We start from the raw sequence: 22862 nt of genomic DNA, 5'->3' as shown, positions 1-22862 counted from the left end.
CCGCGTGCGAGGGTGGTTACAGCGCCGTGGCCCGCCAGCGCGCTCACGCCCTCGACATAGGCCGAGTGGATGCCCGGCGTCAGCATGTCCTGCGCCGCGCTGCCGCCCATCGCCGCCGAGGCGGAGGCGAGGAAGGTATCGAGATCAGGCCCGTCGATGGCGATGACGAGGCCGGGATTGGTGCAGAACTGCCCGGCGCCCATCGTCAGCGAGCCGACGAAGGCCGCGCCCAGCGCTTCGGCACGCGCGGCGAGGGCGGCGGGGAACAGCACGACCGGGTTGATCGAACTCATCTCGGCATAGACCGGGATCGGCTCGGGCCGGGCGGCGGCGGTGCGCATCAGCGCCATGCCGCCGGGGCGCGATCCGGTGAAGCCGACCGCCTTGACGCGGTGGTCGGCGACCAGCGCGGTGCCTGCCTCACGCGTGGCGGGGAGGTAGGAGAACACGCCCTCGGGCAGATGGCACAGCGCCGCCGCGCGCTGGATCGCGCGGGCGACCAGTTCGCCGGTGCCGGGATGGGCCGAGTGGCCCTTGACGATGACCGGACAACCCGCCGCGAAGGCGGAGGCGGTGTCTCCGCCCGCGACCGAGAAGGCGAGGGGGAAGTTGCTGGCGCCGAACACCACGACCGGGCCAAGCGCGACCTTGCGCACGCGCAGGTCCGGGCGCGGCAGCGGCGCGCGCTCGGGCAGGGCGGGATCGATGGTGAGGCCCGCCCAGCTGCCTTCACGCAGGACTTGCGCGAAAAGGCGCAGCTGGCCGGCGGTGCGGCCCCGCTCGCCCTCGATACGGGCGCGGGGAAGGCCCGTCTCGGCCATGGCGCGCGCGATGAGCGGCTCGCCGATGCCGACGATCTCGTCGGCGATGGTTTCGAGGAAGACAGCGCGGGTTTCCGGCTCGGCTTCGGCAAAGGGAATCGCGGCGGCGTCCGCCAGCGCGCAGGCGCGCTCCACTTCGGCGAGGCCCGCGGCGGCGAAGTGCGGTTCCAGCGCCGCGCCGGTCGCGGGGTTGATGGCGGCATAGCTTGCCTGCGTCTGCGCTTCTTCGCGGCCGATGAGGATGGCGCCGGTGATCATGTCGGTGTCCTTAGCTGAGCGTGGGAAATGGTGATGGCCGTCAAAGCGCAAGCCGGGCGCGGCGCCTAATGCGCATGGCGGATCGGATTTCGCCCGGATCGCAATGATCGCCTGTCGTAGTTCCAACATTCGTTGTCCGGCTGGCAGTGCTTGAGGCGATCGCTTTCGTTGGGGCGCCCTGACGCGAGGTGGGCTGTTCACGGCCAGCGGTCCCGGATCAAGTCCGGGATGACGAGGTTGCGTTTGTGCGATCTTGACAAATATAACCACATGGGTTATATGCCCCAGCATCCGGAGCGGTGCAGATCACATTGTTTCGGTGTATCGGGTCGGCGTCGTGGGCCGGGATGCGGTTTCAAGCCGCAGCTGTGCAACCCACGCGTCCGTTCGAAGACCCGGACTGTCTCTGCGCTACCGGAAACGCCGTCTATACGTTCCTGCGACACACGGCAGGGCATGGGACGGCCATCCCGGATAGCCTTCGGCCGATAACGACGCGAACCCTAACGACGGCCACATGGGACTTTCCGATGGAATACAGGTCGAGCTGGGCTGCACCGTGAGTTACCCGGCCGCTCGCCAGAGGTTCACGGAAAACAAAACCCTGCGTCCCTGCTTGGACGCTCCCGACGCCGACCCGATGTTCACTTCGGTTGCGTTGATTTCCCCGGCGTAATGGCCCGCACTCGCCAGCGGGTATTTCCGCGTGCGCTAACTGCACGCACAACCTCGTCATCCCAGCGAAAGCTGGGACCGCTGGCCTGTTACGGCCAACTATCGTTCAAACGCCCTGTCGAGGGTTGGGCCTTACTCGGCCAGCGGTCCCAGCCTTCGCCAGGATGACGGCCTGGCGACAGAGATGCCCGTCACAGGATGGTCCGTGCGCGCCCGGCGCCATCAATCGATCACGTTGCAAGCGGCCCGCCGGCGCGTTAGCAGCGAGGGTGCAGGCAGGGAGTAGAGGCGCGCATGGCAGACGATATCGGCGGATCGCCCATGCGCCCGCGCTCCTCGCGCCGTTCGCGCGCAGGGAACACCATTGCCGACGTGGCGCGCGAGGCGGGGGTCTCGCTGATGACGGTGTCGCGCGTGATGAACGGCAAGGCCAACGTGCGCGAGGAAACGCGCGAGCGGGTCGAGGCTGCGATCAAGGCGCTGAACTATTCGCCGAGTGCCGCCGCCCGCAACCTCGCGGCGGCGAGCGAGATCCGCATCGGCCTGCTCTACAGCAATCCCAGCGCCGGCTATCTCAACGAATTCCTTGTCGGTAGCCTCGACCAGGCGAGCCGGGCCAACGTTCAGCTTGTGGTGCAGCTTTGCGACAACCCGGAAGAGCGCGCCGAAATCGTGCGGCGCCTGATCGACGGCGGGGTGGACGGGCTGATCCTGCCGCCGCCGCTCTGCGACGCCGACGACATGCACCAGTTGCTGCAGGAGGCCGGGCTTCCCGCCGTCGCGGTGGCTTCGGGGCGGCCTGCGGTGTTCCTCTCTTCCGTCAACATCGACGACCGCGCGGCGGCGGCGGCGATGACGCGGCACCTGCTTTCGCAGGGGCACGAACGGATCGGGTTCGTCTCCGGCAATCCCGACCAGACCGCATCGGCGCTGCGCCTTTACGGCTACCTCGATGCGCTGGGGGAGGCAGGGCTGGTGTCGGACCCGGCGCTGGTGGTCGAGGGGCAGTTCACCTACCGGTCGGGCCTCGACGCGGCGCAGAAGCTGCTGGCACTGGCCGAGCGGCCGACCGCGATCTTCGCCAGCAACGACGACATGGCGGCGGCGGCGGTCTCGGTGGCGCATCGCATGGGGCTGGACGTGCCGCGCGACCTCACCGTCGTCGGCTTCGACGATGCCCCGCAGGCGACCACGACCTGGCCGGAACTGACGACGATCCGCCAACCGATCGCCGACATGTCGCGCGCGGCGGTGCTGCAACTGGTCGAGGACATCCGTACCGTCCGCGAGGGACGCCGTCCGGCGCCGCGCCATTCACGGATGACCTTCGAACTGATCCGCCGCGAATCCGACGCCGCGCCTTCGCCCTGAAGCGTCAGGCCGCGCAGGCCGATGCTCCGGCCGATGCGAAAGTCTCGATCGGGGCCGGGCGGGCGAAGAGGTAGCCCTGGCCGAGCCTGCAGCCCATCTCCGCCAGCTTGCGGCGTTGTTCTTCGGTCTCGACGCCCTCGGCCACGACCTGCTTGCCGAGGCCCTGCCCAAGCCCGATGATGGCGCGGATGATCGCCTCGCTCTGGCCGTCGTCGTCGAACAGGCCGAGGGTGAACGAGCGGTCGATCTTGAGCACGTCGAAGGGCAGGTGCTTGAGATGGATCAGCGAGGCATAGCCGGTGCCGAAGTCGTCGAGCGCCACCGTCACGCCTGCCTCGTGCAGCAGGTCGAGCGCCTTGGCGGTCTCGTCCACCGCGCGGCCGAGCACGAAGTCCTCGGTCACCTCGATGCACAGGCGTTCGGGCGCGATGCCATAGTCGCGTATCCGCGCCAGCAGGCGGGCGGCGGCGTGGGGGCTGTCGAGCTGTGCGGCGATCAGGTTGACCGAGAGCTTGGGGATCCGCTCCGGGTGGTCCCGCAAGGCGGCGAGGCCCATGTCCAGCACGTGCTGCTGCACCGCAAGGCCCAGTTTGCGCTCGTTCAGCATGTCGCCGAAGACGGCCGGTGTCATCAGCCCGTGGACCGGGTGCTGCCAGCGCAGGAGCGCTTCGTAGGATCCGATCGCGCCGGTATCGATATCGACGATGGGCTGGTAATGGAGCGAGAATTCGGCGCGTTCGATGCCCTGGCGCGCTTCCAGTCCGAACAGCTGCCGGCTGTCCAGCTGCTCGCGCAAGTGCGGGGCGTAGTCGAGCAGGCGTCGGCGGCCTTCCTGCTTGGCCTGATAGAGCGCGAGGTCGGCGTTCTTGGCGAGCACATCGGGTTCGGCGGCATCCTGCGGGAAGCAGGCAAGGCCGATGCTGAGCGACAAGGCCCAGCTGCGGCCGCCGTGCGTCAGCGTCGCACCCTGCAGTTCGTCCAGCGCGCGGCGGATGCGCAGTTCCGCCACGGGGTCCCACGGCAGCAGGATCGCGAACTCGTCACCGCCTATGCGCGAGACGTGCGCGGACGGACCACCTGCGGCCACGAGGCCCCGTCCGACCTTGCCGAGCAGCAGGTCGCCGCCGTCATGGCCGAGGCGGTCGTTGATGTGCTTGAGATGATCGACGTCGATCAGCAGCAGCATGAAGGGGGAGCGTGCGGCATCCTCGCACATCGTGCGCAGCGCGGACTGGAAGGCGGCGCGGTTGCCGAGGCCGGTCAGGTAGTCGGTCTGGGCGGCGCGGCGGAAGGTCTCGCTCTCGACCTGGGCGACCTTGCGGGCCTGCTCGGCGGTGTCGCGCTCCTTGCCGAGCAGGCGGAAGCGGTCGGCGATGGCGAGCGACAGGGCGATCGATTCGAACGCGAGCGCGGCGAAAGTGGCCATATCGACCACGTCGTCCTGCACCGTGATCCCGAAATTGCGGCTGACGCGCAGCGCGAAGACCGAGAGCACCGGGGTCCACCCGGCAAGGTAGAACCACACGACACGGCTGCGTGCCCGCAGGGCGATGCCTATGCCGACGCCGACGCTGGCGGCGCTGAGGACGAAGACCACGTTGAGCCAGCGGTCCAGCACGACCGGCGCAGCGACGGGGACGAAGGCGGCGAGAACGCCGACCACCATGTTGAGGCAGGCGCAGATCTTCCCCCACCGCACCAGCCAGCGCGGCAGCACGCCTTCCTCGATGACGGCCAGGAAGAACATGTTCCCCGCCGCGATCAGTCCGGCGACGAGCAGATAGTCGGTCGTCACCGCGAACGGGCCGACATATTCGGGGAAGGCGAAGGCCAGCACGTTGGTCCAGGTCAGGCCGTAGGCGAGGACCAGCAGCGACCACACGAGATACCAGCGCTGGAAGACCAGTCGCTGGCCGGTGTAGATCAGCAGGTTGTAAGCGAACGCGGAGAAGATGGCGCCCGCGAACACACCCATCAGCGCCAGCCAGATGCCCTCGAGCCGCAGCAGGCTCTGCGGGCTCATCGCCGAAAGTTTGCGCATCAGCGAAAGGTCGTCGAGGTTGCGGTAGCCGATGTAGACATCGCGGACGCGGGCGCCCGGCGGATCGACGGCGAAGCGCAACATGCCCCCGAGAGCCCAGTGGTCGCCGACGGCACCGGGCGCGATCGTGGCGGTGCGGGTGCGGCCTTGGGTATCGACCACCAGCATGGTCATGCGCTCGAACCGGCTCTGGTCGGTCATCAGGAGCCAGCCCGAAGGCAGGCCGGACAGCATGCGCGGATCGCGCAGCTTCAGCCATGCCCAGCCCTTGGCGTAGGCGGGATGGTCAGGCACGCGGGCGCAGTCGAAGTTCAGCCGCGCGACCGAGGCGGCAGTGGCCGGATAGTCCGCCGGCGCGGTGGCATAGCAGACGTCGGAGCGCATCCGGACGATCTCCGCCCGCGCGGAAGACGACCAGAACAGCGCCGCCAGAAGCAGCCAAACGAAGACGAGATGCGACCTAACCGGCATGCCCCAACCTTGATCAGGGCCATACGTATAAACCGAAGGTCACTAGAAATGGTTAACGGCAGCGACCGACCGAAGCGATTCGGCGCAATCTATGAGGACAAAAAATACCCCGCGGCGGGCATTTCCTGTTAGCCAGCCTCATCAGCTTGCCGGGAACCTATCTTTTCATGATCAGTCACAATGCCGCCCGCGACCTGCCCATCGCGATCGTGGGAGGAGGGTTCAGCGGGACGCTGCTGGCGATCAACCTGCTGCGCTACGGCGTCAAGGTCGCCCTGATCGAGCGTAATTCCGCCCAGCTTGCCAAGGGCGTGGCGTTCGGTACGCGGCGGCCGGAGCATCTGCTCAACGTGCGCGCCTCCAACATGAGCGCGTTCCCCGACGATGCGAAGCACTTCGCCCGCTGGATGGATTTCGCCGACGCCGACGAGGCGAACCGCTTCGTGCCGCGCCTGACTTACGGGACCTACTTGCGCGAACTGCTGGTCGAGGCGCTGGCGAAGGCCGGTCCCGACGCGCAGGTCATCGACGGCGAGGCATGCTCGGTCGATTTCGGCGATGGCGCGGCACATGTGCGGCTGGCCGACGGCGACGTCGTCAATTGCCGCGCGGTGGTGCTGGCCCTGGGCAACTTCCCGCCCGCGCCGCATGGCGTGCTGGAGGGGCTGCCGGGGCACCTCTACAGTCCCGATCCCTGGGATCGCTCGGCGATCGAGGGCCTCGCCGCGCTCGACCACGTCCTCGTGGTGGGCAGCGGGTTGACGGCGGCCGACGTGGTGCTGTCGCTGGAAAGCTCGGGGTTCGGCGGCAAGGTCACGGTGCTTTCGCGCCGGGGGCTCAAGCCGCTCGCCCACGCCGAGAGCGGGCCGGTGGTGGTTCCCATTTCCGACCCCGATCTGCGCGGCGCGGACCTCGTCCGCGCCGTGCGGCGCCGGGCGGAGGAGATCGGCTGGCGCGGCGCGGTGGATGCTCTGCGACCCCACACCCAGAACATCTGGCGCCGCCATTCGACCGCCGCGCAGGCCCGCTTCCTGCGGCATCTGCGGCCATATTGGGACATTCACCGCCACCGCCTCGCCCCCTCGGTCGCGCAGCGGCTGGAAGCGATGGAGAGCGCCGGGCGGCTGCAGTACGTGGCTGGCAAACTGTGCGGAGCCGACGAAGCCGGCGGGCAGGCGGTGGTGCACTATCGCCCGCGTGGTCAGGACGGCATCGAGGCGATCGCGGTGGACCGCGTGTTCAACTGCGCCGGGCCGGACGGCGACTTGCGCCGGGTGGAGGCGCCGGTCCTGACGCATCTGCTCGAGGCGGGACATGTTCGCGGCGATGTCCATGGCCTTGGGGTGGACGTCGACCATCTCGGCCGGGTGCGCGATGCCGCTGGCAATGCGCAGGACCGCCTGCTCGCGGTCGGGCCGATCACCAAGGGGGAGGCCTGGGAGATCGTCGCCGTGCCCGATATCCGGCGTCAGGTGTGGGGCCTTGCCCGGTTCCTCGCCGACGAGCACTGGGTCGGCGGCGAGGGACTTTGAAGCAAGGTCAGGCGCCGGTGGTGACGGTCTGGCGAGCGGGCAGGGCGGCGAGGATCGTCTCGCTCTCGGTGCGGCTCAGCCAGTCGGGGCTGGCCTCGAAGAACAGCACCGTCGCGTCGGGCGCGAGGGCAAGGATGGCGGGCTGGTCGATCTCGTAGCTGCCTGTTCCCAGTGTCGCGCCGATCCAGGGCTGGCCGTGCGGGACGGCGGGTTGCTCGTCAGGCAGGAAGGTAATGCCAAGTTGGCGGCCGAGCGCATAACCGGGGTCCGAAGCCACGGTGAAGCCCAGGCCATGGCGCGCGATCAGGTCCCGGTCGACCGGGATCTGCGCGCTGACCGCGATCAGGCGAATGCCGCGGGCGCGCAGTTCGGGCAGCAGCGTCTCGTTGTACCACGGCAGCGCGATGTTGCAGGCGGGGCACCCACCGAAGCGGAAGAACACGAGCACCGCCGGGCCATCCGCAAGGATCGTGTCGCGCGTCAGTTCGCGCCCGTCCTGATCGATCAGCGTGAAGGGTTCGACGGTGTCGCCAGCCTTCGGTTGCGCGGACGGATCGTGCCGCTCGACGAGCACCCGGCGCTGCGCTGCATTGCGTTCCAGCTGCTCGGCGCTCCAGGTGCGCTCGCGTTCGGCCTGTAGCGCGGCGAAGCGGTCGTTCAGGGTTTCGGTCATCGGTAAGCCTCATCGTTGATCGCATCCAAAGCTATGGAAAGCCCGGCACCGCGACCAACGAGAAGCCTTGAGAGCCGCTTGAGATTATCGAATAAGCAGCGCCATCAGTTGGGAAGCCCGGCGACCACCTCGCGCGCCAGTGTGGCAAGCTGGTGGGTTGGCCCGTCGAGCCCGGGCGCGGTATGCAGCACACAGGAGACATGCGGCAGCGAGGGCAGGCCGACGTCTCCCAGCGGCGCGTCGCGCAGGAACATCCCGGTGCGGCAGGTAAGGCCGAGCCCCGCATCCACCGCCGCGCGCAAGGTGGTGAGATTGGGCGTCTCCACGGTGATGCGGAACGGGCGCCCGGCATCCTCCAGCGCGCGGATCGCCGCTTCCCGGAAGCGGCAGGGCGTCTCCAGAACGGCTAGGGGGATCGTCTCGTGCGCGGCCAGTTCCTCCTTGCCGAACCACGACATGGGCGCGGTGGTCACCGCATTGCCGTCATTCGGCGCGGCAAATCCCAGCACGATGTCGAGTTGCCGCCGCTCCAGCAGGTCGAGGAGTTCCGCCGTGCCCGCAACCCGCGAGTAGAGTTCGGCCTCCGGGTGCAAATCCGCGAACTGGGCGAGGAGGCCGGTCAGGAGCAGTTCCGCGAAATCCTGTACCATGCCGATCCGCGCCGGCCCGGCGAAATGCCCGGCGGTGACCGCCGCGACCGCTTCGTCATGCAGGGCGAGCACCTTGCGTGCATAGTCGAGCATCAGGTCGCCGTGCGCCGTCAGCGCAAGGCGGCGTCCCTCACGGTGAAACAGCGACTGTTGCAGCAGCTCTTCGAGTCGCTTGATCTGGAGGCTGAGCGCCGACTGGCTTACGAAAACCCGCTCCGAAGCATGAAGCATCGAGCCGGTATCGACGATCGCAACGAAGCTGCGCAGAAGGTTTGTCGGGAGATTTACGGGCATCGGCGGGCTTTCAAGATTCGTGTGATGGCCAGGATTCGTATGATGGCCTGCATGCATCCATGCGTTATGACTTATTCTCAATCAAAATAGTAGAGATTTAGGTGAGGCAAGCAATTCTGTCCCCATGCCCTTTTTCTGCTTTCGGCCCGGTTTTCCGCACGTCCGGGCGTCGGATGAGCGTTTCGAGGCGCCATTATGAGCGTTGCTGATAGGTCGGCACAACATTCTCCATTGAATTGGTAGACATTCAGGTGCCAGTTTCGGGTCATGACCACACGAGGCACTTCGTCCATGTCCCCATTCACCCGATTGGCCCGCTCGCTGGGTACTGCCCGCTGGCTCTCGCCGCTGTTGCTGCTGGCGGTGCTCGAGGCCGGTTCCCGGTCCGGCCTTATTCCCGAGCGGACCCTCGCGGCGCCTTCGCAGGTGCTGGCGACGCTCTGGGCGATGACGGTGTCGGGCGAACTGACCGACAACCTCGCCGTTTCCTTCCTGCGGATCATCGCGGGCCTGGCGATCGGCGTGACCACCGGGATTGTGCTGGCGCTCGTCGCCGGGCTGTCGCGGCAGGGCGAGGTCGCGGTCGATCCGCTCATGCAGATCAAGCGTACGATCCCGACGCTGGCGCTGACGCCGCTGTTCATCGTCTGGTTCGGTATCGGCGAGACGCCCAAGATTGCGCTGATCGCCTTCGCCTCGATCTTCCCGGTCTACCTCAACCTTTACGGCGGTATCCGCGGGATCGACGTGCGCCTGCTCGAAGGCGCGCGCAGCCTGGGCCTCAGCCGCGCAGCGCAGGTCTGGCATGTAATCCTGCCCGGCGCGCTGCCTGCGCTGCTGGTGGGCCTGCGTTATTCGCTCTCGGTCTCGGTGCTGGTGCTGGTCGTGGCGGAGCAGATCAACGCCACTGCGGGCCTCGGCTACCTCATCAACAACGCGCGTGACTTCATGCGCACGGACATCATCCTGGTGTGCCTGATGGTCTACGCCGTGCTGGGCCTTGCCGCCGACGGACTGGTCCGCGCGGTCGAGAGCCGCGCGCTCGTCTGGCGCCCCTCCATCGTTTCCCAATGAACCTGCTGCGTGAACCCGCTCCCCGAAAGGACCCTGCCGTGGATGCTCGCCTGAATCACTTTACCTCGCCCGCCGCGCCCGCCGTGACGTCCGAACCCGTCGTCAGTCTGCGCGATTTCACCCGCCGCTTTGGCGACAACACCATCATTTCGGGCCTGAACCTGCAGATCGCGGCGGGCGAGTTCGTCATCCTCCTCGGTCGTTCCGGCTCGGGCAAGACCACCCTGCTGCGCACGCTGGCCGGCCTCGATCCGGTAGAAGGGCAGGACGTGACCATCCCCGGTTCGCGCGCCGTGGTGTTCCAGGACGCCCGCCTGCTGCCGTGGAAGAAAGTCTGGCGCAACGTCGCCCTCGGCCTCAAGCGCGGCAATGCGCGCCAACTGGCGGAAGAGGCGCTGCAGGAAGTCGGCCTCGGCCACCGTCTGGAAGCCTGGCCGCTGACGCTTTCGGGCGGCGAAGCGCAGCGCGTGGCCCTTGCCCGTGCACTGGTGCGTGAGCCGCAATTGCTGCTGCTCGACGAACCCTTCGCCGCACTCGACGCCCTGACCCGCCTCAGGATGCACGAACTGGTGCTGTCGCTGTGGCGTCGTCATCGCCCGGCGGTGCTGATGGTGACGCATGACGTCGACGAAGCCATCGCGCTCGCTGACCGCATTGTCCTGCTCGACGGAGGAAAAATCGTTGCGCAGGAGCGGATCACCGCTTCGCGCGGCCCCGAGCGTGCGACCGTGGCGGCGCCGTTGCGCAAGCGCCTGCTCGATGCACTGGGCGGTCTGGTCGAGGAACGGCCTGCCGGGGAGATCGTCGCGCTGCATGCCGGAGCGCGCCCGTGAATGCGTTCGCCCCGATAGCGACCGCCACGGACCTGTCGCCGCTGCGCCGGTTCGTCACCGACTTCGCCGGCTTGCTTGACGATACGGACGATCTCGACCGGATTCTGCGCGATGGCGGGGGCCTGCTGGCGGATCTGGTCGCGCAAGACGACTGGCTGCCGGAGGAATACGCCCGGCCGCACCCCGAACGCTACCAGCAATACCTGCTCCACTGCGACAGCGCCGAGCGGTTTAGTGTGGTGTCCTTCGTCTGGGGGCCTGGGCAGGCGACGCCGATCCACGACCACCGTGTCTGGGGCCTCGTAGGCGTACTGAGCGGCACCGAGAGGGTGCAGAGCTTCCATCACCGCGATCATGACGGCGCCCTGGTGCAGTACGGGGCGACCCGCACGCTCCACCCCGGCGAGATCGAGGCGATCGACCCGCGCGAGGGGGATATCCACCGCGTCGAGAACGGGCAGTCCGATCGAACCTCCATTTCGATCCATGTCTACGGCGCCAACATCGGTGCCGTCGAACGCGCCACTTACCGCGCCAGCGGCGAGGAGCGGCCGTTCATCTCCGGCTACGCCAACACCACGTTGCCTAATCTTTGGGCCAACCTCTGGGATATTTCGAGGAAAGCATGACCGTCACCCCCTATCAGGTCCGCAGCGCGCTTCTGGCCCGCAGCGAAATCGCGCTGATCGACGTGCGCGACGAGCATCCCTTCGCCGCTGGCCACCCGCTGTTCGCCGCGCAGATCCCGCTGGCGCGCATCGCTGCCGAGGCCGAGTGGCGCCTGCCGCGCAAGGATGTGCAGGTCGTCGTCTACGATGACGGCGAAGGGCTTGCCCCCTTCGCGGTCGAGGAACTGCGCGGGCTGGGGTTCACCCGCGTCGATCTGCTGGACGGCGGCCTGCAGGGCTGGCGCGACGCGGGCTACGAGCTGTTCGAGGACGTCAATTCCTACTCCAAGGCCTTCGGCGAACTCGTCGAGCACCGGCGCGGCACGCCCTCGCTTCCGGCCGAGGACGTGCAGGCGCTGATCGACGAGAAGGCCGACATCGCCATCCTCGACGCGCGCCGCTTCGACGAATACGCGACGATGAGCATCCCCGGCGGCCGCAGCGTGCCGGGCGCCGAACTGGTGCTGCGCGCGCCGGTCGCCGCGCCCGACCCGGACACCACGATCATCGTCAACTGCGCGGGCCGCACCCGCAGCCTGATCGGCGCGCAGTCGCTCATCAATGCGGGGCTGCCCAATCGCGTCTTCGCGCTGCGCAACGGCACCATCGGCTGGACCCTCGCAGGGCAGCAGCTGGAGCACGGGCGGCAGGAGAGCGTCGAACTCGGCGGCGATGTCGACGAAGCCCGAGCCCGCGCCCGCGAAGTTGCCTACCGCGCCGGGGTGCGCCGCATCGACGCCGCGCAGCTTGCCGGCATCGAGGCCGAGACGCACCGCACCCTCTACCGCTTCGACGTGCGCCAGCCGGACGTCTACGCCGCCGGGCACCTTCCGGGCTTCCGCAATGCCCCCGGCGGCCAGCTGGTGCAGGAGACCGACCACTTCGCCCCCGTGCGCGGCGCGCGCATCGTCCTTGCCGACGACCTCGGCCCGCGCGCGGACATGACCGCATCGTGGCTCGCGCAGCTGGGCTGGGAAGTGCTGGTGCTGGAAGCCGACTTCACCGCCCTTGAAACTGGCCCGCTCGAAACTGGCCCCGACGGCGCCCCCCCGCCGCGCGGACCCGAGGGCCGCTACAAGCGTCCTTACGAGGGCACCGACAATCCCAGGGCTGCCATGCAGGCCTACCTCGACTGGGAATACGGCCTTGTCGCGCAGCTTCAGCGCGACGGCACCCACGGCTTCTTCGTCATTTGACTTTATAACCGGAGTTCACCGCAATGACTGTCAAGTTCATCGGCTACATCGGCTTCAACGACACCTCGGAAATCCACAACGCCACCCGCTCGCGCGTGCTCGACCGCGAGTACGTGGACGCCGCCGCGATCGAGCAGGAGCGGGGCGGTTTCGACCGGGTGCTGATCCCGTTCGGCTCGGCCTCGCCCGAAAGCCAGATCGTCGCGGCCCATGCGGCGGCGATCACCAGCAAGCTAGGCTTCCTTGTCGCGCACCGCCCGGGCTTCACGCAGCCGACGCTCGCGGCGCGCCAGCTGGCGACGCTCGATCAGCTTTCGGGCGGGCGCGTGGCAGTGCACATCATCACCGGCGGCGCGGACGAGGAGATGGCGCGCGACGGCGACGTCGGCACCACCAAGGCCGAACGCTACGCCCGCACCGATGAATACCTCGATATCCTGCAACGCGAATGGAATTCGGCGCAGCCGTTCGACCACGCCGGCCGCTTCTACCAGGCGCGCGGCGCCTTCGCGGCGATCAAGCCGGACAACCTGCCGGTGTTCTTCGGCGGTTCCTCGCCCGAGGCGATCGAAGTCGCGGGCCGTCATGCCGACGTCTACGCGCTCTGGGGCGAGACGTTGGAGCAGGTCGGCGAGGCGGTGCGTACCGTGCGCCATGCCGCCGCGCAGCATAGCCGCTCGCCGGGGTTCTCGCTCTCGCTGCGCCCGGTAATCGCGGATACCGAGGAAGCCGCCTGGAAGAAAGCCGACGCCATCGTCGAGCAGGTGCGCGCCAACCGCGAGGCGGCGGGCCTGCCGACGTCGGGCCACCGCCCGCCCAACGCGGGTTCGCTGCGGCTGCTGGAAACCGCCGCTTCGGGGCGCCGCGACTCGCGGCTGTGGACCGGCGTTGCCGCGCTGACCGGCGCTGCGGGCAATTCCACCGGCCTCGTCGGCACGCCCGAGCAGGTCGCCGAGGCGCTGCTGGAATACTACGACATCGGCATCGACCACTTCCTGATCCGCGGCTTCGAGCCGCTGGCAGACGCGATCGACTATGGCCGCGACCTGATCCCGCTGGTGCGCGAGAAGGTGGCCGAGCGGGATCAGCGCAAGGTCGCGCTGGCGGGGTGATCGGGCGGCGTGAGTGTGGGTCGAAGGGGCAGGCGCGACCTCGCCGCATAAACCCATTGGCACAACTCACTTTCACATCAGCCAATCGCGTTGGTCCGTCCCGCTCCCGCCGCATAGCCTGACCTCACGACATAGGAGGAATTGACATGGCAGACAGACAGCTCAAGCTTGGCTTCATCCTGCACGGCGTCGGCCCCGGCTGGGACGACTGGCGCCACCCCGACGCGCAAGTGGACGCCAGCACCAGCCTGCCGTTCTACGTGCGGCAGGCGCAGGCGGCGGAGCGCGGCAAGTTCGACTACCTGTTCGTGGCGGACAGCGTCTCGATCAACGCGCGCTCCTCGCCGCACTACCTCAACCGCTTCGAGCCGCTGACGATCCTCTCTGCCGTCGCGGCGGTGACTGACAGGATCGGCCTCGTCGCCACCTCGACCGTCAGCTACAACGAGCCGTTCAACCTCGCCCGCCAGTTCGCCTCGCTCGATCATCTGAGCGGCGGGCGTGCGGGGTGGAACGTGGTCACATCGTGGCTGGCCGGCAGCGCCGACAACTACGGCAAGGCCGAGCACCTCGGCCATGCCGAGCGCTATCGCCTCGCCGACGAATACCTCGATGTCGTCAAGGGCCTGTGGGACAGCTGGGAAGACGACGCACTGGTGCGCGACAAAGCCAGCGGCCAGTTCCTCAACGCCGACAAGCTGCACGAACTGGGCCACAAGGGCGAGTTCCTGTCGGTGAAGGGGCCACTGAACATCTCGCGCTCGCCGCAGGGGCAGCCGGTGATCTTCCAGGCGGGCTCGTCGGAGGACGGCCGCACGTTCGCCGCGCGCCATGCCGAGGCGATCTTCACCCATCAGGAGGACCTTGCCGAGGGTCAGGCGTTCTACGCGGACCTGAAGGCGCGGGCGCGCGGTTTCGGGCGCGATCCGGAGAAGCTGTTCATCCTGCCCGGCGCGCGGCCGGTGGTCGGCTCGACCGAGGAGGAGGCCGAGCGCCTGCACGGCGAACTGGCGGGCCTTGTCAGTCTGGAGAACGCGCTGCGGGCGCTGGGCCGCTCGTTCAACGACCACAACTTCAGCCAGTACGATCCCGATGGCGCTTTCCCGGCGCATGTCGCCGAGGAGGGTTTCAAGAGCAACCAGAGCGCCTCTGAGAAGGTGCTTGCCGCCGCCGCGCAGGGCCTGACGCTCGGCCAGATCGCGCTTCGGGTGGCGACGCCCAAGGGCGGCTTCGTGGGCACGCCCGAGCAACTCGCCGACCGCTTCCAGCTGTGGCTGGAGAAGCGGGGTTCGGACGGCTTCAACTTGTTTGAATCGCTGCCGGGCCAGTTGGAGGTCTTCGTCGATCAGGTCGTGCCGATCCTGCAGCAGCGCGGGATCTACAAGCAGGACTATGCCGGCAAGACCTTCCGCGAGAACCTGGGCCTCGACGTGCCCGTGAACCGCAATACCGCCGCGCGCCTGACCCGCTCGGCGGCCTGAAACGAGAAGAGAGGAGACACGACAATGGCTACTTCCGCTTCCACGTTCGATACCGCAAACGCGGGCCTCGTCATCCGTCCCGTGCAGCCGACGATCGGCGCCGAGATCGAGGGCGTCGACTTGTCCAAACCCCTGACCGACGAATTGCGCGCGGCGATCCGTGCTGCGGTGCTCAAGTGGAAGGTCGTGTTCTTCCGCGACCAGTCCATCGACGACGCGCAGCAGGCGGCCTTCGCGGCGAACTTCGGCCCGCTCTACACGCATCCGACCACCCGGCACGACGCGGCGAACAAGGAAGTCCACGCGATCGCCGCGAAGCATGACCGCGAGTACGAGAAGAAGCTGGGCTACAAGGTCAAGCCGGGCGAGGCCTATCACTCCGACACCAGCTGGCGGCTGGTCCCGACCTGGGGCGCGGTGCTGCGCGACGTGAACCTGCCCGAAGTGGGCGGCGACACGATCTGGGTGGACGCCGCGCTTGCCTACGAGACGCTGCCGGAGGACCTGAAGCAGCGCCTCGAAGGCAAGCATGTGACGCACAATTTCGTGCCCGCGCTGGAACTTTCAGGCCACGAATACCCGATCGTCGCGCACAAGATCGTGCGCACGCACCGCGAGACGGGGCAGAAGATCCTGTGGGTCAACTTCTCGCAGCAGCCGCAGATCCTGGGCATCGAACTGTCCGAGAGCCGCGAATTGCTGGAAGAAGTGCTGCGCCAGTACAAGCGGCCCGACGTGCAGGCGCGTTTCTCGTGGCGGCCGGGCACGGTGGCGTTCTGGGACAACCGTGCCAGCGTGCACTTCGCGGTGCGCAACTACGGCGATTTCCCGCGCGAACTGCACCGTATCCTGATCGCCGACGAACCCTTGTGGACGGATCTCTGATTGATGCTCGACAGACGTAACCTGCTTGCAGGACTGACCACCAGCCTCGCTCTGGCCGCATGCGGCCGGGGCGGGGCTTCCGACACCGGACTGCTGCGCGTGGGCAGCCAGAAGGGCGGCACCAAGGCGCTGATGCTGGCCTCCGGCGCGCTCGACGGGGCGCCGTACAAGGTCGAGTGGTCGGAGTTTCCCGCCGCGCAGAACCTGCTCGAAGCGCTGGGCAGCGGGGCGGTGGACGTGGGGCTGGTGGGCGATGCGCCGTTCCAGTTCGCCTATCAGGCGGGCAGTCCGATCAAGGCGATCGGCGCGCAGACCACGCAGGAACGCACCGAGGGCGCGCTGGCGCTGATCGTGCCCAAGGCGTCCGCCATCCACGGCCCCAAGGACCTCAAGGGCAAGCGCATCGCCACCGGGCGCGGCAGCGTCGGGCACTATCTGGTGCTGCGGGCGATGGCGGCGGCGGGCCTTGGCGCGAAGGACGTGACGATCACCTTCCTCTCCCCAAGCGATGCGCGCGCCGCACTGCAGACCGGCGCTGTGGACGGCTGGTCGACGTGGCAGCCCTACGTCGCGGCGGCGCTCGCGGAGGGCAACCGCATCGCCATCGACGGGCGCGGCTTCTCGCAAGGGTACGGCTTCGACATCGCCCCCGAAAGCGCGATCAAGGCCAAGCGCCCGCTGCTCGACGACTTCCTCAAGCGCGAAGGCAAGGCGCTGCAGTGGGCCAGCACCCACGTCGACGAATTCGCCAAGGTCCTCGCCGCCGAAACGGGCCTGCCCCTGCCGATCGCGAAGGAATTCGCGGGGCGCGGTGCCCGTCTGCCGGTGCCGATCGATCAGGGCGTGATCGACAGGCAGCAGGTGGTGCTCGATACCTTCCGCCAGTTCGGAGAGGTCAAGGGCGACCGCCCGCTGGCGGCCGCTTTCGCGCCGGCGGGGTAAGCATTGGCTTATCTGCAGTGAACCCGCCTCGGCTCCAGCTGCGGCGGGTTCACTGCATTCGGCCTGATCGACGCTGTATCAAGAAAAACTTGAGAACGGATAAGAGATCGCAATTTCTACTAAATCAGTAGACATGCCATGAAGCTCCGGACAGACCACAAGTTCAGGGGCCATTCCAGGTGAAAATTCTCAAGTCCGCCGCGCTTGCCGCCAGCGTATCGTTCGTTCCTTTCGGCGTGGCGCATGCTGACGAGGCGCCCTCCGTGGCGATCCCGGTGGCGACTGCGGATGCCGCCGCGGAAGCGGCCGACGCCGCCGAGGGCAGCGCCATCATCGTCACCGGCGCGCGTGGGCACAGTCAGCGCTCGGTCGCCGACAGCCCGGTTCCCGTCGATGTCATCGGCCCGGCGGAGTTGAAGTCCACCGGCCGCACCGGCCTCAAGGAAATCCTCGGCAATATCATCCCCTCGCTGACGATGCCGGCGCTCGGTGGTGGCGGTACGTCCGCGAGCGTCCGTCCGATCGCGATCCGGGGGCTCTCGGGCGACTATGTGCTCGTCCTCGTCAACGGCAAGCGGCGTCACACGACCTCGCTGATCAACAACCTTTCGCGCGTGTCGGGCGGCTCCACGCCGGTGGACATCGACCTCATCCCGACCAGCGCCGTCGGCCGTATCGAGGTCCTGCGTGACGGCGCTGCTGCGCAGTACGGCTCGGACGCGATTTCCGGCGTCATCAACATCATCCTCGACAATACGAAGCAGGGCGGCGACCTCTCGCTCACCGGCGGGCAGCAGTACGAGGGCGGCGGCGATCTCTACCAGGTCGCGGGTTCCTACGGCGCAGGTATCGGCGACGGCGGCTTCGTGCGGATCGCGGCGGAGGCCAAGTACCACGACCGTGCCAAGTCCGTCGCCGAGGCAATCCCCTACGTCTACCCGCTCGTGAACGGCCAGCCCGACCCGCGCGAGGCCGATGCCGATCACGTCATCGCTGGCGGTTACGGGCGTTCGAACCGGGACAAGATCGTCAACACCAGCTACAACGCCGAACTGCCGCTGGGTGATGACACGACGCTCTATTCGTTCTCGACGCTGAGCTATCGCAACATCAAGGACGCGCGCGGCGCATACGTGGCGTCGCCGACGGGCTACGGCGGGCAGGCGAATGCGCAGGGCTCGTCAGTGCTGCCGGACCTCTATCCAGCGGGCTTCCAGGCCTATCGGCGCATCTGGGAGTGGGACTGGCAGGCGGCTCTCGGCCTGCGCACGCAGCTGGCGGGCTGGGCGGTCGACCTGTCCACCAGCTACGGCCGTGATGCGGTGAAGCTGGGGGCGGAGAACACGCTTAACCCCTCGCTCGGGCCGGACAGCAAGGCCGACTTCTTCATGGGCCGCCAGAAGCAGGACCTGTGGGTCAACAACATCGACGTCAGCCGCGAGTTCGAGGTCGGTTTCGCCAAGCCGCTCAACGTCGCCTTCGGCGTCGAGCACCGCTGGGAGCGCTTCCAGAACGTCGCGGGCGAGCCCGACAGCTACCGCGACGGCGGCTACGTGATCCCCGACGATGGCTCCGCGTTCGGAGACCTCTACGCGGGCCGCTCGCCGTCGCCGGGCCTCGTCTCTTTTACCGGAACCTCGCCCGCTGATGCGACGAGCCTTTCGCGGAACAACCTCGCCGCCTATCTCGATCTTGCGACCGACGTGACGCCGGGCTGGTTCGTGGGTCTCGCCGGGCGGTTCGAGCACTATTCGGACAGTGCGGGCAACACCTTCAGCGCCAAGGCCAGCACCCGTATCGAACTGGCGCCGGGGCTGGCGGTGCGCGGCGGCGTCAACACCGGCTTCCGCGCGCCGTCGCTGGCGCAGACCGGGTTCTCGACCACGCAGAACACCGTGACCGTGATCGGCGACGAGCGTGTCTCGACCACCTCCAAGTTCCTTCCGGTCAACTCCGTCGCGGCACAGGCGCTGGGTGCCAAGCCGCTCAAGCCGGAGAAGTCGCTGAACTTCACCGCCGGACTGACGTACGAGAACGGCCCGCTGCGCCTGACGGTGGACGCCTACCAGATCCGCATCGACGACCGCATCGTGAAGACCGAGTTCCTCGGCACGGCCTCCAACGGCGGCTCGGCGGTGAAGGCGATTCTCGAGGCGAACGGCGTGGACGATGTCGACAGCGCGCAGTTCTTCACCAATGCGATCGATACGCGTACGCGCGGCATCGACGTGGTGGGCGAGTATACGCTGGACACGGCCTCGCTCGGCACGTTTCGCCTGAGTGCCGCCTACAGCTACAACCGCACGAAGATCCTGCATGTGATCGACAATCCGGCTGAGCTGAGCAGCCTCAACGTCACGCTGTTCGGGCGGCAGGCACAGCGCGACCTTGTCGTGGCACTGCCGCGCAGCAAGGTGGTGCTAACGAGCAACTGGTCGTCCGGCCCGGTCAAGGCGCTGCTGCGCGCGACGCGCTTCGGGCAGTACACCGAGTCCAGCAATGTCGCCGCATCGGACCGGACGTTCGGGGCGAAGTGGGTGACCGATGCGGAGGTCGGCTACCAGTTCACCGAGGCGCTCGACCTGGCGGTAGGCGCGAACAACCTGTTCAACGTGCGCCCCGACAAGAACGGCGCGATCGCCTGGGATGGTTCGGGGCAATACGGCAGCTTTGCGCCCTTTGGCCTCAACGGTGGGTTCTGGTATGCGCGGATCGGCCTGAAATTCTGACTATCAACCCAACGCACGATGCAGCCGGTCCGGACCCGAAGAGGTGCGGGCCGGCTCGCCGCGCAGGGCGAGCAGGGCCTCGGCTGCGGCATGCGTATGATCGTCATCCACGTCGAGCGCCTGCGAGCCGTCGAGCATCACCACCGGCTTCAGGCGCTGCCCGATGCGGCGCGAAACGCGCTCGGTCGCATCGCTCAGGCTGCTGGCCCGCAGGCGCAGCATGATCAGGTTGACGAAGCCGAACGCCCGCAGCACGCCGAGCGCATTGCCCGCGAAACGCCCGCCGCCGCGGAACACTTCCACCGCGCGCAGCGCCTCGGGATCGGCGGCGGCGTAGAGGTTGCAACTGGCATAGGCGCCATCCGCGAACTCGAGGAACGGGTGCGCATGCTGCGGATGAGCGGCGAGAACCGCGTCACGCGGCGCCATGGCGAAGGCGGCGTCGGAAGAATCGAGCGCCGCGATCATCGCATCGATGGAAGCAGGCGTCAGGAGAGCATGGTCGGCCGTCGTCACCAGCAGCGGACCGTCCCAGCCCTGCGCCGCCGCCAGCACGCTGTCGACGAGGTTCTCCCGCGCCTCGACCAGCTTGGCGATGCCCCGGCCGGGGAGTTGAGAGAGCACGTCGAACAGTCCCTCGAACGCCTCTCGCTCGACGGATATGGCTAGGCTCTCGACCGCCGGGTGGATGGCGGCAGTCTGCAGTACGTGCGCGACCAGAGGGCGACCATCCAGCGGCACGAGGCACTTGTGGCTCATGCCGAAACGACGGGCCAGAGCGTCCGTCTCGCGCGGGTGTCGACCGGCGAGCACGATCATGCGCACCGGCGGTCCGGCGTATTTCTGCCCTGCCACATGAGCGGCGGACGCGGCGTGCGTCAGAGTATCCATGGCCGGCCCTTATCCGCGAGCGATGTGACGTCTCGGTGAACTTCGCCGTTGAAAGCCCGTGAATTTGCCGCGGGATTTCGCCGGCATGATTTGCACTGTCTTCCATTTGACCACCGTGCCAAGAAGCGTGGCTTGAAAATGCAGGCAGACAGGGACGCGATGGCGAACGACACGATGGAGGTGCAACAGACGGCGGCGAGGGCTTCGGCCAAGGAACTGACGCTGCGCGGCATCCTGCTGGGCGGGGCGATCACGCTGCTGTTCACGGCCGCGAACGTCTACCTCGGCCTGAAGGTCGGGCTGACTTTCGCCACGTCGATCCCGGCGGCGGTCATTTCCATGGCGATCCTGCGCGGGTTCAAGGACTCGACGATCTGGGAGAACAACATAGTCCAGACCGTGGCGAGTGCGGCGGGCACTCTGGCGGCGATCATCTTCGTCCTGCCCGGCCTCGTCATGATCGGCTGGTGGCAGGGCTTCCCCTACTGGACGACGGCCGCGATCACCGGCACGGGCGGTACCCTCGGCGTGCTGTTCTCGGTTCCGTTGCGCCGTGCGCTGGTGGTCGATACCCCGCTTCCCTATCCCGAAGGCCATGCCGCCGCCGAAGTATTGCGCGTTGGCTCAGGGTCGCGCGAGGGGGCGGAGGAAAGCGCGAAGGGCCTCTCCGTGCTGGTCTGGAATGCGCTCGCGTCCGTGGGTTTCGCGGTGCTGACGCAGACCCGGCTGATCGTTGGTGAGGCTGCGGTATGGTTCCGCACCGGTTCGGGCGCGACGGGGATTTCCGGCGGCCTGTCGTTCGCGTTGCTTGGCGTGGGGCACCTCGTCGGTCTGTCGGTCGGCATGGCGATGTTCCTTGGCCTCGTCATCGGCTGGTGGGTGCTGCTGCCGATCCTGACGGCACAGAGCCCTATGGCGGGCGATGTAGGCGCCTGGGCGGGGGCGATCTTCTCGCGCGATGTGCGCTTCTTCGGTGCGGGCGTGATCGGCGTGGCGGCGGTGTGGACCTTGCTGCGGATCGCCGGGCCGGTGATCGGCGGCGTGCGTTCGGCGATGGCCGCGAGCCGCGCGCGCCATGCCGGCGAGGCGCTGGCGATCGAGGAACAGGACCTTCCCATCACCGCCGTAGCGCTCGGCGCGCTGGCGATGCTGGTGCCGATCGCGGTGCTGCTGTGGAGCGTCATCGCCGGTGGTCCGCTGGCCGGGAGCGAACTGGTGCTGATCGCGGGCGCGGTCGTCTTCGTCGTCGTCTTCGGCCTGCTGATCGCGGCGGTCTGCGGCTACATGGCGGGCCTGATCGGTGCGTCGAACTCGCCGGTGTCGGGTATCGGTATTCTCTCCGTCGTCGCTGCATCGCTGATGCTGGTCGGCTTGTTCGGGCGCGATTCCGGCGCAGAGACGTCGTCGGCGCTGGTCGCCTATGCGCTGATCGTGACCGGCATCGTCTTCGGCGTCGCGACGATCTCCAACGACAACCTGCAGGACCTCAAGACCGGCCAGCTGGTCGGTGCGACGCCGTGGAAGCAGCAGGTCGCGCTGGTGATCGGCGTGGTGTTCGGATCGCTGGTGATCCCGCCGGTGCTCGATCTGCTCAACACCGCGTTCGGGTTCGCCGGGATGCCGGGCGCGGGGGCGAACGCCTTGCCCGCACCGCAGGCGGCGCTGATCTCGGCGCTGGCCAAGGGCGTGCTGGGCGGCAACCTCAACTGGACGATGATCGGCTGGGGCGCCGCTGCGGGCGTGGCGTTCATCGTGCTCGACGAAGTGCTCGGCAAGGCCGGACGCCTGCGCCTGCCGCCGCTCGCGGTGGGCATCGGCATCTACCTGCCGATGAGCGCGATCCTGCCGGTCGTGATCGGATCGGTCATCGGCAAGGTCTACGACGGCTGGGCGGAGAAGCGCGCCGATCCCGAATTCGCGCTGCGCATGGGTGTGCTGACCGCCACGGGCATGATCGTGGGCGAGAGCCTGTGGGGCGTCGCCTTCGCTGGCATCGTCGCCGCATCGGGCAGCGATGCGCCGCTTGCGCTTGTTGGCGACGGCTTCGAGGTTCCCGCTTTGGTTGGCGGCACCGCGCTGTTTTTCGCGCTGGTGGCGTTCCTCTACGGTCGCACGCGCAAGCTGGTGGGGTGATCGTCGTCCCGGGCTTGACCCGGGACCGCTGGGTGTCTTTAGCTATGCGCTATGGCGCAGGGGGCTTCGACAAGCTCAGCCTGAGCGGGATTGAGAGCAGGTCTTCAAATCCCGCTCAGGCTGAGCTTGTCG

General features: G+C 67.8%; 17 protein-coding genes. 12 read left to right on the top strand and 5 right to left on the bottom strand.

Translation table 11 applies throughout. The annotated features are described in order from the left end of the window. Window positions 1–1079, bottom strand: a 1079-nt coding sequence (locus ACYPYD_RS22855; RefSeq protein ID WP_459665717.1) for an aldehyde dehydrogenase family protein, incomplete at its 3' end; no start/stop codon positions are given. A gap of 969 nt (window positions 1080–2048) precedes the next feature. Between ACYPYD_RS22855 and ACYPYD_RS22850 the strand changes: the two genes are divergently transcribed. Next, a complete protein-coding gene (locus tag ACYPYD_RS22850; protein WP_008828999.1) occupies window positions 2049–3125 on the top strand; it encodes a LacI family DNA-binding transcriptional regulator in 1077 nt (358 codons plus the stop codon). A gap of 4 nt (window positions 3126–3129) precedes the next feature. Here the strand turns inward: ACYPYD_RS22850 and ACYPYD_RS22845 are convergent, their stop codons facing one another. Then, window positions 3130–5637: a putative bifunctional diguanylate cyclase/phosphodiesterase gene (locus tag ACYPYD_RS22845; protein WP_459665716.1), complete on the bottom strand. Its 2508-nt coding sequence runs from the start codon at window positions 5635–5637 to the stop codon at window positions 3130–3132. Between the two features lie 167 nt (window positions 5638–5804). Here ACYPYD_RS22845 and ACYPYD_RS22840 point away from each other — a divergent pair, with 167 nt between their 5' ends. Then, window positions 5805–7169 (top strand): FAD/NAD(P)-binding protein, encoded by a 1365-nt coding sequence (locus tag ACYPYD_RS22840; RefSeq protein WP_459665714.1) that lies wholly within the window; start codon window positions 5805–5807, stop codon window positions 7167–7169. 7 nt (window positions 7170–7176) lie between these two features. Here ACYPYD_RS22840 and ACYPYD_RS22835 read toward each other — a convergent pair whose 3' ends face one another. Together ACYPYD_RS22835 and ACYPYD_RS22830 are read right to left on the bottom strand one after the other, a co-directional pair. After that, window positions 7177–7842, bottom strand: coding sequence for a peroxiredoxin-like family protein (locus ACYPYD_RS22835; RefSeq protein WP_211149887.1), 666 nt, complete (start codon window positions 7840–7842; stop codon window positions 7177–7179). A 104-nt stretch (window positions 7843–7946) separates the two neighbouring features. Further along, window positions 7947–8786 (bottom strand): LysR substrate-binding domain-containing protein, encoded by an 840-nt coding sequence (locus tag ACYPYD_RS22830; protein ID WP_036523180.1) that lies wholly within the window; start codon window positions 8784–8786, stop codon window positions 7947–7949. Between the two features lie 291 nt (window positions 8787–9077). Between ACYPYD_RS22830 and ACYPYD_RS22825 the strand changes: the two genes are divergently transcribed. The 9 genes from ACYPYD_RS22825 to ACYPYD_RS22785 all read left to right on the top strand — a co-directional run bounded on the left by ACYPYD_RS22825 (window position 9078) and on the right by ACYPYD_RS22785 (window position 19706). Beyond that, window positions 9078–9860: an ABC transporter permease gene (locus ACYPYD_RS22825; RefSeq protein WP_459665712.1), complete on the top strand. Its 783-nt coding sequence runs from the start codon at window positions 9078–9080 to the stop codon at window positions 9858–9860. Window positions 9861–9898: 38 nt separating this feature from the next. Next, on the top strand, window positions 9899–10693 hold the full coding sequence (locus ACYPYD_RS22820) for an ABC transporter ATP-binding protein (protein WP_008829005.1): 795 nt from the start codon (window positions 9899–9901) through the stop codon (window positions 10691–10693). After that, window positions 10690–11322 (top strand): cysteine dioxygenase family protein, encoded by a 633-nt coding sequence (locus tag ACYPYD_RS22815; RefSeq protein WP_211149889.1) that lies wholly within the window; start codon window positions 10690–10692, stop codon window positions 11320–11322. Before ACYPYD_RS22820 ends, ACYPYD_RS22815 begins: the two co-directional genes overlap by 4 nt. Further along, window positions 11319–12557, top strand: coding sequence for a rhodanese-like domain-containing protein (locus tag ACYPYD_RS22810; RefSeq protein ID WP_459665709.1), 1239 nt, complete (start codon window positions 11319–11321; stop codon window positions 12555–12557). The genes ACYPYD_RS22815 and ACYPYD_RS22810 overlap by 4 nt, the downstream gene beginning before the upstream one ends. A 23-nt stretch (window positions 12558–12580) precedes the next feature. Further along, on the top strand, window positions 12581–13669 hold the full coding sequence (locus tag ACYPYD_RS22805) for an LLM class flavin-dependent oxidoreductase (protein WP_459665707.1): 1089 nt from the start codon (window positions 12581–12583) through the stop codon (window positions 13667–13669). Window positions 13670–13815: 146 nt separating this feature from the next. Next, window positions 13816–15150 (top strand): LLM class flavin-dependent oxidoreductase, encoded by a 1335-nt coding sequence (locus ACYPYD_RS22800; protein ID WP_459665705.1) that lies wholly within the window; start codon window positions 13816–13818, stop codon window positions 15148–15150. A 24-nt stretch (window positions 15151–15174) separates the two neighbouring features. Continuing rightward, window positions 15175–16035 (top strand): TauD/TfdA dioxygenase family protein, encoded by an 861-nt coding sequence (locus ACYPYD_RS22795; RefSeq protein WP_459665703.1) that lies wholly within the window; start codon window positions 15175–15177, stop codon window positions 16033–16035. Between the two features lie 3 nt (window positions 16036–16038). Next, window positions 16039–16977, top strand: a complete 939-nt coding sequence (locus ACYPYD_RS22790; protein WP_459665701.1) for an ABC transporter substrate-binding protein — start codon at window positions 16039–16041, stop codon at window positions 16975–16977. Between the two features lie 179 nt (window positions 16978–17156). Further along, window positions 17157–19706: a TonB-dependent receptor plug domain-containing protein gene (locus tag ACYPYD_RS22785; protein WP_459665698.1), complete on the top strand. Its 2550-nt coding sequence runs from the start codon at window positions 17157–17159 to the stop codon at window positions 19704–19706. A gap of 3 nt (window positions 19707–19709) precedes the next feature. Here ACYPYD_RS22785 and ACYPYD_RS22780 read toward each other — a convergent pair whose 3' ends face one another. Beyond that, window positions 19710–20597: a nucleotidyltransferase family protein gene (locus ACYPYD_RS22780; protein WP_459665696.1), complete on the bottom strand. Its 888-nt coding sequence runs from the start codon at window positions 20595–20597 to the stop codon at window positions 19710–19712. A 159-nt stretch (window positions 20598–20756) separates the two neighbouring features. Here ACYPYD_RS22780 and ACYPYD_RS22775 point away from each other — a divergent pair, with 159 nt between their 5' ends. After that, a complete protein-coding gene (locus tag ACYPYD_RS22775; protein ID WP_459665694.1) occupies window positions 20757–22730 on the top strand; it encodes an OPT family oligopeptide transporter in 1974 nt (657 codons plus the stop codon). Window positions 22731–22862: the final 132 nt, after the last annotated feature.

The sequence above is a fragment of the Novosphingobium sp. 11B genome (assembly GCF_054589055.1).
The sequence above is the reverse complement of the archived record's forward strand: the minus strand, read 5'-3'. Positions and strand labels throughout refer to the sequence as shown.